General features: G+C 65.4%; 12 protein-coding genes. All 12 read left to right on the forward strand.

The genetic code is table 11. The features are described 5' to 3' along the window. The first annotated feature begins 49 nt into the window (after positions 1-49). The 12 genes from AC1Q5S_RS01400 to AC1Q5S_RS01455 all read left to right on the forward strand — a co-directional run bounded on the left by AC1Q5S_RS01400 (position 50) and on the right by AC1Q5S_RS01455 (position 12,406). On the forward strand, positions 50-799 hold the full coding sequence (locus tag AC1Q5S_RS01400) for an electron transfer flavoprotein subunit beta/FixA family protein (protein WP_060983946.1): 750 nt from the start codon (positions 50-52) through the stop codon (positions 797-799). Next, the gene (locus tag AC1Q5S_RS01405) at positions 799-1,737 is read left to right on the forward strand and encodes an electron transfer flavoprotein subunit alpha/FixB family protein (RefSeq protein WP_060983947.1); all 939 of its coding nucleotides are present in this window, start codon (positions 799-801) and stop codon (positions 1,735-1,737) included. The genes AC1Q5S_RS01400 and AC1Q5S_RS01405 overlap by 1 nt, the downstream gene beginning before the upstream one ends. Positions 1,738-1,827: 90 nt before the next feature. Beyond that, the gene (locus tag AC1Q5S_RS01410) at positions 1,828-2,985 is read left to right on the forward strand and encodes an acyl-CoA dehydrogenase family protein (RefSeq protein WP_060983959.1); all 1,158 of its coding nucleotides are present in this window, start codon (positions 1,828-1,830) and stop codon (positions 2,983-2,985) included. A 14-nt stretch (positions 2,986-2,999) separates the two neighbouring features. Continuing rightward, complete coding sequence (locus tag AC1Q5S_RS01415; protein WP_060983948.1) at positions 3,000-3,977, forward strand: acyl-CoA dehydrogenase family protein; 978 nt, start codon at positions 3,000-3,002, stop codon at positions 3,975-3,977. A gap of 142 nt (positions 3,978-4,119) precedes the next feature. Then, positions 4,120-4,911: an enoyl-CoA hydratase/isomerase family protein gene (locus tag AC1Q5S_RS01420; RefSeq protein ID WP_060983949.1), complete on the forward strand. Its 792-nt coding sequence runs from the start codon at positions 4,120-4,122 to the stop codon at positions 4,909-4,911. 14 nt (positions 4,912-4,925) lie between these two features. Next, positions 4,926-6,119 (forward strand): CaiB/BaiF CoA transferase family protein, encoded by a 1,194-nt coding sequence (locus tag AC1Q5S_RS01425; RefSeq protein WP_060983950.1) that lies wholly within the window; start codon positions 4,926-4,928, stop codon positions 6,117-6,119. Between the two features lie 46 nt (positions 6,120-6,165). Further along, complete coding sequence (locus tag AC1Q5S_RS01430; RefSeq protein ID WP_060983951.1) at positions 6,166-6,948, forward strand: enoyl-CoA hydratase-related protein; 783 nt, start codon at positions 6,166-6,168, stop codon at positions 6,946-6,948. Positions 6,949-6,975: 27 nt separating this feature from the next. Beyond that, positions 6,976-8,133: an acyl-CoA dehydrogenase family protein gene (locus AC1Q5S_RS01435; protein ID WP_060983952.1), complete on the forward strand. Its 1,158-nt coding sequence runs from the start codon at positions 6,976-6,978 to the stop codon at positions 8,131-8,133. A gap of 11 nt (positions 8,134-8,144) precedes the next feature. After that, positions 8,145-9,320: a CaiB/BaiF CoA transferase family protein gene (locus AC1Q5S_RS01440; RefSeq protein WP_067512337.1), complete on the forward strand. Its 1,176-nt coding sequence runs from the start codon at positions 8,145-8,147 to the stop codon at positions 9,318-9,320. Between the two features lie 16 nt (positions 9,321-9,336). Next, positions 9,337-10,701, forward strand: a complete 1,365-nt coding sequence (locus AC1Q5S_RS01445; protein WP_060983953.1) for an MmgE/PrpD family protein — start codon at positions 9,337-9,339, stop codon at positions 10,699-10,701. A 55-nt stretch (positions 10,702-10,756) separates the two neighbouring features. After that, a complete protein-coding gene (locus AC1Q5S_RS01450; RefSeq protein ID WP_060983960.1) occupies positions 10,757-11,593 on the forward strand; it encodes an HpcH/HpaI aldolase/citrate lyase family protein in 837 nt (278 codons plus the stop codon). Positions 11,594-11,620: 27 nt separating this feature from the next. Then, positions 11,621-12,406 (forward strand): citryl-CoA lyase, encoded by a 786-nt coding sequence (locus tag AC1Q5S_RS01455; protein WP_060983954.1) that lies wholly within the window; start codon positions 11,621-11,623, stop codon positions 12,404-12,406. The last annotated feature ends 21 nt before the right edge of the window (positions 12,407-12,427 follow it).

The following is a 12,427-nucleotide window of genomic DNA, read 5'->3' on the forward strand; positions in this document are numbered from 1 at the left end:
GCTGTACCCAGGCCCGTATGTGCAAATCATTTGAACCTCTGGAGATAAAGTGAAGATATTGGTCGCTGTCAAGCGGGTGCTGGACTACAACGTCAAGGCCCGCGTCAAGTCCGACGGTTCGGGAGTCGATCTCGCGAACCAGAAGTTGTCCATGAACCCGTTCGACGAGATCGCCTGCGAAGAGGCGGTGCGCCTCAGGGAGGCCGGTGTCGCTTCGGAAGTGATCGTCGTGTCCTGCGGCCCGAGCGCTTGCCAGGAGACGCTGCGCAGCGCGATGGCCATCGGCGCCGATCGCGGCGTGCTGATTGAAACCGACGTCGGACTCGAACCACTGGCGGTGGCCAAGCTGATGAGCCATGTCGCCACGAAGGAGGGTGTGCAACTGGCCATCTTCGGCAAGCAGGCGATCGACGACGACGCGGGGCAGGCGGGGCAGATGTTCGCCGCGCTGATGGGTTGGCCGCAGGCGACCTTCGCCTCGAAGGTTCAGATCGCGGGCGAGCGGGCCGTCGTGGCGCGCGAAATCGATGGCGGACTGGAAACCCTCGAGTTGAAGCTGCCGGCGGTGATCACGACCGACCTGCGGCTCAATGAGCCGCGGTACGTCACGCTGCCCAACATCATGAAGGCGAAGAAGAAGCCGTTGGAGATGATCAAAGCGGCCGATCTCGGCATCGACATCGCGCCGCGCACCGTTGCCCTTCGCGTCAGCGAGCCGGCGGTGCGCAAAGCCGGCATCAAGGTGGCCGATACGGCCGAACTCGTCAAACGACTCAAAGAAGAAGCGAAGGTGATCTGATGACGACACTGATCATTGCGGAACACGACAACACCGCACTCAAGGCGTCAACGCTGAACACGATCGCCGCCGCCAAACGGCTGGGCGGCGACATGCACGTGCTGGTGGCCGGTGGTAACTGCGCTGCCGTGGCCCAGGCCGCTGCGGCGGTCGCGGGCGTGGCCCGGGTGCTGCACGCCGATGCAGCCCACTATGAAGCCCACCTGGCCGAGAATCTGGCCGAGCTGGTGCGGTCACGGGTGCGCTCCGATGCAGCCTACACCCATGTGCTGGCACCGGCCACCGCCTTTGGCAAGAACGTGCTGCCGCGCGTGGCCGCACTGCTGGACGCCTCTCAGGTGTCGGACGTGATCGCCATCGAGTCCGCGGACACCTTCGTTCGCCCGTTTTATGCCGGCAATGCACTGGCGCGCGTGCAATCGAAGGATGCCATCAAGGTGCTGAGCATTCGCACCACCGCCTTCGACCCGGTGGGCGCGGGCGGCACGGCAGTGATCGAGACGCTGGCCGCCGCGGCTGATCTGGGCTTGAGCCGACTCGTCGGGCGTGAGGTGGTGAAGCTCGAGCGTCCGGAGCTCAGCGCTGCTTCGATCATTGTGTCGGGCGGACGCGGACTGGGTGCCGCCGAGAAGTTTCATGCCGTGCTGGAGCCGCTGGCCGACAAGCTTGGCGCCGCGCTCGGCGCCTCGCGCGCCGCCGTCGATGCCGGTTACGCCCCCAATGACTACCAGGTCGGACAGACCGGCAAGATCGTCGCGCCACAGCTGTATGTGGCGGTCGGCATCTCGGGTGCCATCCAGCATCTGGCCGGCATGAAGGACAGCAAGGTCATCGTCGCCATCAACAAGGATGCAGAAGCGCCGATCTTCCAGGTCGCGGATTACGGTCTGGTGGGGGACCTGTTCGCCGCGGTGCCGGAACTGGTGGCTGCGCTGTAGCGATCCTGGAACACTGCCTGCTAGGGCGAAGACGGTATCGGTGTGGTGTTCCCCCCTTTCAGCGATGACCAATTCACGGAGATATTGCCCTTGAGCAATCTGCTATCGGCTTTCCGGCTCGCCAAGCTTCCCGCGGCGACAAACCCGTTTCGCGCCGAGGTGAAAGCCTTTCTCCAGTCCAGCTTCGAACCCGGGCCGCCGGACATTCGGGCGCGGTCATGGATGGGCTTCGATGCCGCTTTCAGCCAAAAGCTGGCCGCGCGTGGCTGGGTCGGCGTGACCTTGCCCGCCGCATACGGCGGCGCCAGCCTTGATGCCTTCTCGCGCTTTGTCCTCGTGGAAGAATTGCTCGCCGCCGGCGCACCTGTGTCGGCGCACTGGATCGCCGACCGTCAGAGCGGGCCACTCATCCTGAAGTTTGGCACTGAAGCGCAACGCCAGTTCTATCTGCCGAAAATCTGCGCCGCCGAGGCCTTCTTTTGCATCGGCATGAGCGAGCCCAATGCCGGCTCCGACCTCGCCAGTGTCGGCACCCGGGCGACACGCTGCGAAGGTGGCTGGCGTTTGAACGGCCGCAAGATATGGACCACCAATGCGCAGCATTGCCACTACATGATCGCCCTGGTGCGCTCCTCGGGTGAGCCGCAGGACCGGCAAACGGGTTTGTCGCAGTTTATTGTCGACCTGTCCTTGCCCGGCGTGACGGTGCGTCCGATTCATGATCTGACCGGTGATGCACATTTTTCAGAGGTCTTTTTCGACGATGTGCTGCTGGCCGATGACGCCCTGGTCGGCCAGGAGGGCAGCGGCTGGGCACAGGTCAATGCCGAACTGGCCTTCGAGCGCAGCGGCCCGGAACGCATCTATTCAAGCATCGTTTTGCTGGAGCACTGGATCGCCTGCCTGCGCCACACGCAGGACGCCGCTGTCCACGCCGCCACCATTGGGCGCTTCACCACGCATCTGGCCACGCTGCGCCATATGTCCATCGCCGTCACCAGCAAACTGGTCAACGGAGACAGCCCGATCGTCGAGGCCGCGTTGGTCAAGGACATCGGTACAGAATTTGAGCAAAGCATTCCAGCCGTCATCGAGGCGGCCATCGCCATGAACCCGGACGCGCCGGTGGATGCCGACCTGTACCGTACGCTGGCCTACGTGAGCCAGATGGCCCCTACCTATTCCCTGCGCGGCGGTACGCGCGAGATCCTGCGCGGCATGATCGCGCGCGGGCTGGGCTTGCGTTGAGAAAGAACAAAGCCGTGTTTGCAGAAGCCGTAGAAGACATTCTCAAAGACCAGTGCACTCCGGCTGTGGTGCGGGCCATCGACGCGGGTGGCTCAGCCGCAGCCTTGTGGGATGCGGTGGCGGGTGCCGGATTTCTGGCCTTGCTGGCGCCTGAATCCGAGGGCGGAGCCGACCTGAGCCTGGCCGAGCTGTTTCCAGTCCTGAGCCATTTTGGACACTACACGGTACCGATGCCCGTGGCGCAAACCATCGTGGCGCGCGCGCTGCTGGCCTCGCAGATGATCATGCCCGAGGGCATGATCACACTGGCCTCCGCGTTTCGGCGTGAAACCGGCGGAGGCATCACTTGCGCGTTCACACCTTATGGCCTGCTGGCGGACTTCGTGCTGGCCTGCGACGGTGATGCTTTGCTGCTGCTGCCTTGCGCGGCGGCCCGGCGTCAGGCCACGGGTGTGAACCGCAGCCTGACGGCAACGCTCACCTGGCCCGATGCCAGCAGCGCAGCCCGCGCGCCCCGTGGTGGTGCACTGTTGCCCGCCTTCGGGGCCGCACTGCATGCGGCCCTGCTCAGCGGTGCCATGAGCCGGGTGTTCGAGATGACGCTGCAATACTGCAACGACCGCATGCAATTCGGCAAGTCCCTCGGCAAGTTCCAGGCGGTGCAGCATCAATTGAGCGTCATGGCCGAGCACACCGCAGCCGCATCCATGGCCGCTGAGGCAGCTTTTCAGGGTGCCGGAAAAGCGCCGTCCCTGCTGGCGGCCGCCATGGCCAAGTCGCGCACCAGCGAGGCGGCCGGCTTGGTCGCTTCAATTGCCCATGCCTTGCATGGCGCGATCGGCGTGACTGAAGAATACGATTTGCAGTTGCTGACCCGGCGCCTGCACGAGTGGCGTATGACCCATGGCTCGGAGGCCTGCTGGAACAAGGTGGTCGGCGAACAGGTGCTCGCGGGCACGCTATCGATCGTTGATTTCGTCCGCTCGGTTTGACAACCTTCGCATCGTCGGCGCAGGTGTGCGCTGCTGGAATATTAAAACTAACTAACATCTGTTATGTTACCATGATGCCATCCTCCGGTCGGTGTTTGACTTGAGGTTTCGCGCTACCCAACCGAGAGAGAGGAAAGCTTTCATGTCTGCTGAGTCACCCATTCTGTTCACGATCGATGCCGACGGCATCGGCACGCTGACCCTCAATCGTCCCGGTCAACTCAATGCCTTCGATCTGCCGATGATCGACGCCTGGCGGGCTGCGCTGGAGTCGGCCGAGGCCGACGATCGGGTGCGGGTCATCGTGGTGACGGGCACCGGCCGTGCCTTTTGCGCCGGGGGCGATTTCGACGAAATGGCCAAGTTCAGCGAACTCGACAGCCTGGGCCGCAAGAACTTCCTGTACCGCCACGTGCATCGCATCGCGCTGACGCTTGAGCGCATGGAAAAGCCGGTCATCGCGGCCATCAACGGCGCCGCGCGGGGCGCCGGCTGCGACATGGCGCTGATGTGCGACCTGCGGGTGATGGCCAGTTCGGCCACGCTGGCCGAGAGCTACATCGACATCGGGCTGATGGCCGGCGATGCGGGCGCCTGGTTCCTGCCGCGGCTGATCGGCACGGCGCGCGCCCTGGAATTGTTCTGGACCGGCCGCACCGTCGATGCGCAGGAGGCCGAACGCATCGGCATGGTCAACCGGGTGGTGCCCGATGAAGAGCTGATGGCGACCACTTACGCGCTGGCGCGCACTATCGCGGCCAAACCGCAGCAGGCAGTGCGCTTCTTTCGCCGCGCGGTTTACCAGAGCCAGACGATGGCGCTGGCCACCCACCTGGACATGGTTTCTTCGCACATGGCGGTCCTCGAGGACACGCCGGAGCACCGGGACGGCATCGCCGCGTTCCGCAGCCGGATGCGCGGCGCCAAGAAGTAAGACGAGGCGAAGGCGTGGCTGGCATCCTCCAGGGCATCACGGTCGTCGACCTGTCGCGCTTGATCGCCGGTCCGTACACGGCCATGGTGCTGGCAGACCTCGGTGCGCGCGTCATCAAGGTCGAGGCGTTGAGCGGTGAGGAGGGGCGGCATTTCGGCCCGCCGTTCTACGGCGATACAAGCGTTGCGTTCATGACCTGCAACCGTGGCAAGGAGTCGCTGGCACTGGACTTCCGCACGGACGCAGGGCGCGAGGTGCTGGGCCGACTGATCGCCCAGTCGCAGGTGCTGGTGCACAACTTTCGCCCCGATTTCGCCGAGAAAAATGCGCTGACCTACGAGGCCGTGCGACAGGTCAACCCGGAAATCATCTACACCATGGTGTCGGCCTTTGGCGAAGACAGCGCGTACCGCTTGCGCCCATCCGTTGACAGTGTGGTGCAGGGCATGGCCGGGGCTTTTTACGCCAGCGGCGAGGAAGGTGATCCGCCGGTTCGCATCGGCTTGCCGATCATCGATGTGGCGTCTGGGATGTGCGGCGCCTTGGGTGTGCTGGCCGCGGTCATGCACTGGCAGCAGACCGGCCGCGGGCAGCGCGTCGAGTTGGCGCTGGCCGACACCATCTTCAACTTCATGGCAGCCAAGGTGGGCGAGCACGCCGTCGAGCAGCGCGAGCCGGTTCGCTCGGTGAACTTGCCGATCGCCGTGCCCAGCCGCCACTTCCAGGGTTCCGACGGTGCCTGGTTCAGCGTGTCGGTGGTCAATGAAGGCGCGTTCAGGCGCTTTTGTGGCGTTGTCAAGCAGCCCGCCTGGCTGACCGATCCGCGCTACGACCGAAACGCCGCGCGCATCGCCAACCGGCCCGCGCTGCTGGCCGAACTGGCGGCGATCTTTGTCACACGCCCGGCTGCCGAGTGGGTGGCCGCGTTCGAGGCTGCGGACATTCCCTGCGGGCCGGTGAACACGGTGTCCGGGGCCATGTCTGACCCGGTGCTGGCCGACCGCTTCGTCGAGCATCCGGCGCTACCGGGTCTGCCGCTGATCCCGTTTCCCGCGCAGTTGGCCGAGGGCATGCGCCGGCCCGACGCCATGCCGCCGCCGCCCAAGCTCGGTGAACACAGCGCGGCCATTCTCGGCGAGCTGGGCTACAGCCCGGCCGAAGTCACTCAACTCGTACGAGACGGCGTGCTGAAACTGCACACGAGTTGAACCCTTGTCATCCATCGATCCCCAAACTTCAACAGGAGATTCAGTTATGTCGGACAAAGAAGTCATTTACGAGGTCAAAGACTTCGTCGCCACCATCACGATCAACCGGCCCAAGACGCTGAACGCGTTCACCGGCGACACGATCAAGGAAATGGAAAGCCTGTTGGCCCAGGCCGGCAGCGACCCGAAAGTCGGCGTGATCGTGCTCACAGGTGTGGGCGAGCGCGCCTTCTGCGTCGGCGGCGACGTCAACTGGGAAAAGGGAGAAGGTGGCAAGAGCGGCCTGCAGGACCTGGAGTTCAATTTCAACCGGCAAATCGCCGAGTGCCCGAAGCCGGTGATCGCGCGCGTCAACGGCTACGCGATTGGCGCTGGTCACCATATCGCCTACTTTTGCGACTTCACCATCGCTGCAGAGCACGCGATCTTCGGCCAGAACGGGCCGCGCGTGGGCTCCCCCGCAGGGGGCTACATCGTCTCGCACGCAGCCAATGTGCTGGGCCACAAGCGCGCACGCGAGCTGTGGATGCTGTGCCGCCGCTACACCGCGCAGCAGGCCTTCGACTGGGGGCTGGCCAATTCCGTGGTGCCGATGGCCAAGCTCGACGAGGAGGTGCGCAAGTATTGCGACGAGTTGCTGTCGCTCTCGCCGACCTGCCTGAAGATCGTCAAACGTTCTTTTTATCATCACATGGCGCCGATCATGGGCCGCGACATGAACGACCTGATCCAGGAAGTGGCGCCCAACTACTTCAACACCGGCGAACAACAGGAAGGCGCCAGCGCCTTCCTCGAAAAACGCAAGCCCGATTTCAGCCCGTTCCGCTGAGTGTCACGGATTTTCCAAAAACCGAGCATGATGAACCAAGAACGTTATCCGGAGTTGCGCGCCGCGCTGCGCGATCTCTTCAAGCGCTTCCCGGACGCATACTTCCGCAAAGTCGACGAGGCCCGCGGCTACCCCGAGGAATTCGTCGATGCGCTCACGCTGGCCGGCTGGCTCGCCGTGATGATTCCGCAGGAATACGGCGGCGCCGGGCTGGGCCTGGCAGAGGCCTCGGTGGTGATGGAAGAAGTCAACCGTTGCGGCGGCAACGCCGGCGCCTGCCATGGCCAGATGTACAACATGGGTACCTTGCTGCGCCACGGCTCACCCGAGCAAAAGCGCCGCTACCTGCCCCAAATCGCGAGTGGCGCGCTGCGCCTGCAGTCCATGGGCGTGACCGAGCCCACCACCGGTACCGACACCACCAAGATCAAGACCACGGCGACCAAGCAGGGGGACCGGTATGTCGTCAATGGCCAGAAGGTGTGGATCTCGCGCATCCAGCACTCCGACCTGATGATTTTGCTGGCGCGCACCACGCCGCTCAAGGACGTGAAGCGCAAGTCCGAAGGCATGTCGATCTTCATCGTCGACTTGCACCAGGCGATCGGCAAGGGCCTCACCGTGAAGCCGATCCGCAACATGGTCAACCACGAGACCAACGAGCTCTTTTTCGACAACCTCGAAATTCCCGAAGAAAACCTCATCGGCCACGAGGGGCAGGGCTTCAAGTACATCCTTGACGGCCTGAACGCCGAGCGCACGCTGATCGCCGCCGAGTGCATAGGCGACGCCCGCTGGTTCGTCGAGCGCAGCGCGCGCTATGCGCGCGAGCGCCGCGTGTTCGACCGCCCGATCGGTCAGAACCAGGGCGTGCAATTCCCGATTGCCGAGGCGCACATCGAAACCGAAGCCGCCGACCTCATGCGCTGGCGCGCCTGCGAGCTGTTCGACGCGCACCAGCCCTGCGGCGCCGAAGCCAACATGGCCAAGTACCTTGCGGCGAAAGCCTCGTGGGAGGCCGCGAACACCGCGATCCAGACGCACGGCGGCTTCGGCTTTGCCTGTGAATACGATGTCGAGCGCAAGTTTCGTGAAACCCGGCTGTACCAGGTGGCGCCGATCTCGACCAACCTGATCCTGAGCTACGTGGCCGAGCACGTGCTCGGGTTGCCACGCTCTTTCTGAAAGAAGCTGCCATGCGTCCATTGGAAGGATTGTTGGTCGTCACGCTGGAGCATGCGATCGCTGCGCCGTTTTGCACCCGTCAGCTCGCTGACCTGGGTGCGCGCGTCATCAAGGTCGAGCGCCCGGGCGAGGGCGATTTCGCCCGCGCCTACGACGCCCGCGCGCATGGCCTGGCTTCGCACTTCGTCTGGTGCAACCGCTCCAAGGAGAGCCTGACGCTGGACCTCAAGCAGCCGGCCGCGCGCGCTGTGCTGCAAAAGCTGGTGGAGCGCTGCGATGTGCTGGTGCAAAACCTCGCGCCTGGCGCGGCGGCGCGCATGGGGCTGGACCACGCGAGCCTGGCGCCTGTCAATGCCGGTATCGTCGTGTGCGACATCTCCGGTTACGGCGAAGGCGGTCCCTACACCGAGAAGAAGGCCTACGATCTGCTGATCCAGAGCGAGGCCGGTTTTGTATCGGTGACCGGCACCCCCGAGCAGCCGTCCAAGGCCGGGCTGTCGATTGCCGACATCGCCGCTGGCATGTACGCCTACAGCAGCGTGCTGGCCGCGCTGCTTCAACGCGGTCGCACTGGGCGCGGTCAGCGGCTCGAAATCTCGATGCTCGAAGCGATGTCCGAGTGGATGGGCTTTCCGCTCTACTACACGCTGGACGGCCAGCCGCCGCCGCCGCGCGCGGGTGCCTCGCACGCGGCGATTTACCCCTACGGCCCGTTTACCTGCGGCGACGGCAAGCAGGTGGTGCTGGCGGTGCAGCATGACCGGGAGTGGGCCATTTTTTGCGATCAGGTGCTGCTTCAGCCGGAACTGGCCAAGACGTATCTGGGCAATGCCAACCGGCTGGCCCAGCGCGAACAGTTGCGCGCTGTCATCGAAGGCGTGTGCTCGACATTGACTGCCGAGCAATTGGTCGAGCGCCTGGATGCGGCGCAAATCGCCAATGCCCAGCTCAACGAGATGGCCGCTCTGTGGCGTCATCCGCAGTTGGCGGCGCGTGGGCGCTGGACCGATATCGGCTCGCCCAGCGGCCCACTGCCGGCGCTGTACCCGCCGCATCACCTCAGTGGCAGCGAGCCGCCACCGATGGGGCCGGTGCCTGCTTTGGGTGAGCACACCGAATCCATTCTCGCCGAGCTGGGCTACGGTGCGCCGGAGATTGCCCGGCTGCGTGCGGAAAAAGCGATCTGACTGAAAGTGTGATGCCATGACCCTGGATAAAAACCCGAGCGCGACGCTGGCCGCCTTTGCGGCTGGCCTGTCATTCGACACGATTCCGGCGCCGGTGCTTCGCCGCACCGAGGATCTGTTTCTCGACTGGTACGCCTCGGCGCTGGCCGGCAAGGGCGCGCGGCCGGTCGAGGCCATCGAGGCCTATGCCTGCGCGATGGGGCCGGCCTCGGGCCGCGCCGAGGTGCTGATCTCGCGCCGCACCACCTCACCCCATTTCGCCGCAATGGTCAATGCCGCGGCGTCGCATTTTGCTGAACAGGACGATGTGCACAACGGCTCGGTGTTCCACCCTGGGGCCGTTGTGTTCCCGGCGGCGCTGGCCATGGCACAAGACATCGGCGCGAGTGGCCGCGAGTTTCTGGCCGCGGTGGTGGCTGGCTACGAAGTCGGCATCCGCGTCGGTGAATTTCTCGGACGCTCACACTATCGTGTCTTCCACACCACCGCCACCGCAGGCACGCTGGCCGCCGCTGCAGCGGCCGGGCGGCTGCTCAAGCTGGATGCGCCGACCATGCTGCATGCCTTCGGCAGCGCCGGCACGCAAGCCGCCGGACTGTGGGAGTTCCTGCGCGACGCGGCCGACTCCAAGCAACTGCACACCGCGCACGCGGCGTCCAGCGGACTGGCTTCGGCTTACCTGGCGCGCGAGGGCCTGACCGGCGCGCGCCAGATTCTGGAAGGGCCGCAGGGTCTGGCCGCAGGCATGTCCAGCGACGCCGACCCGGCGCGGCTTACCGACCGTCTGGGGCAGCGTTGGGCCACGGCTGAAACCTCGTTCAAATACCACGCCTCGTGCCGTCATACGCACCCCAGCGCAGACGCGCTGCTGGCGTTGATGCAAACGCACCGGCTCGTTGCGGATGATTTGGTCCAGGTGACGACCCATGTGCACCAGGGCGCGATCGATGTGCTCGGACGGGTCACCGTGCCATCCACCGTGCACCAGGCCAAGTTCTCGATGGGTACCGTGCTCGCGCTGGTGGCCGAGTACGGGTACGCCGGGCTTGACGAATTCGAGCAACACTACCTTGCGCCGCGCGTGGCGGCCTTGCGCGACCGGGTCACAATGCAGCTCGACGAGGAGGTTGACGGCGCTTATCCACAGCGCTGGATCGGCAAGGTGACAGCCAGCACGCGCGACGGCAAAACATTCTCGGCGCGCGTCGACGAACCCAAGGGGGACCCGGGCAACAGCCTCACGCGCGCCGAACTGGAGGACAAGGCGCGGCGACTGGCGGCCTACGGCAGGGGCGCCACCCCGGCAGAGATGGCCGATCTGATGGCCCGTATCTGGTCCGTTGCCGAGGCGCCGCGCGTTGAACGATGGCTGGCGGCATGAGCCGCCCGGCAGTTCCAAAGGCGAATACCGCGGCCCGCAGGGCGAAGGTCAACCCATGAGCACGCCGCCGGTCCTGACGCGGCTGCCGCGGTCCTACCTCTTCGTTCCCGGGGACCGCCCCGAGCGCTTTGCCAAGGCGCGCGCCGCCGGTGCCGACATGGTGATCGTCGATCTGGAGGACGCGGTCGCGCCGGAGTCCAAACCGCGTGCCCGCGCTGCGCTGGCGGTCGCACTCGACGAGGCCGCGCCGCTCATCGTGCGCGTCAACGCTGCCGGTACACCGTGGTTCGACGAGGACATCGAGCTGTGCCGCCATCCCGGCGTGGCGGCCGTCATGCTGCCCAAGGCCGAGGGCATCGAAACCATCTGCGCGGTGGTCGAGGCCACCTACAAGGATGTGCTGCCGATCATCGAATCGGCGCGCGGTGTCGAAGCGGTGCGCGCCATCGCCCGCGTGCCAGGCGTCGTGCGCCTGGCCTTTGGCAGCGTCGACCTGGCACTGGATCTGGGCATGGACTGCGCGCCCGACGGGGGTGAAATCGAGTTGCAGTGCTTCCGCTCGCAGCTCGTGCTCGCTTCGCGCCTGGCCGGGCTGGACGCGCCGATCGACGGCGTCAGTCTCGTGATCGATGACTTCGACCGGCTGCATGCCGATGCCCAGCGCGCCAGGCGCCAGGGCTTCGGCGCCAAGCTGTGCATCCACCCCAAGCAGATCGCCGCCATCCAGGCGGTGTTCACTCCCAGCGCCGCGCAACTCGACTGGGCGCGCAGCGTGCGCGATGTCTTCGTTGCCGCTGGTGGCGCCGCCGTCATGTTGGACGGTCGAATGGTCGACAGCCCGATCTACCAGCGTGCGCTTGCCGTCCTGCGCAGCGCCGGCCTGGAAGCCTGATTTTCTGAACCCACTGGAGATGCCCCCATGGCCCGCAAAAACAAACCCATCCGCTCCGACATTGCCTGGAGCACCCCCGACCGCATCGAAGTGCACGGCAAAAGCCTGCCCGACGAAATCCTCGGCCGCGTCAACCTGGGCGACATGGCCTTCTTGCAGATCGTCGGGCGCATGCCGACGCCGCAGGAATCGAACGTGTTCAATGCCATTGCGGTGACGCTGGTCGAGCACGGCATCACGCCGAGCGCGCTGGTCGCGCGGCTGACCTACGCCGGTGCGCCCGAATCGCTGCAGGCGGCGGTGGCGGCAGGCCTGTGCGGCCTGGGCAGCGTGTTCGTCGGTTCGACTGAAGGTACCGCCAGGATGCTGTACGAGGCGCTGCCGCCGGGCACGCAAGGCGCCAACCTGGAGCGCATCGCGCGCGAGACCGTGGCGGCTTTCCGCGAACGCGGCCAGATCATTCCCGGGCTCGGCCATCCGTTGCACAAGCCGGTCGATCCGCGCGCGCCGCGGCTGTTTCAGATCGCCGCGGACAATGGCTTCTCCGGTGATTACATCCGGCTCGAACAACTGATTTGCGCCGAGGCCGAACGCGCCGCGGGCAAGTCGCTTCCCGTCAATGCGACCGGCGCCATCGGTGCCATCAGCTGCGAACTCGGGCTGCCGTGGAAGATCGTGCGCGGCATCGGCGTGCTCGCACGCGCAATCGGGCTGGTTGGTCACATCCTCGAGGAGAGCCAGACGCCGATGGCGGTGGAGATCTGGCAGCGCGTGGAAGACGAGGCGACGGCGCACATCCGCCCCGGTGCCTGAACCGAGAATCCTTGATAACAA

The sequence above is a fragment of the Acidovorax sp. GW835-FHT14B10 genome (genome assembly GCF_058793725.1).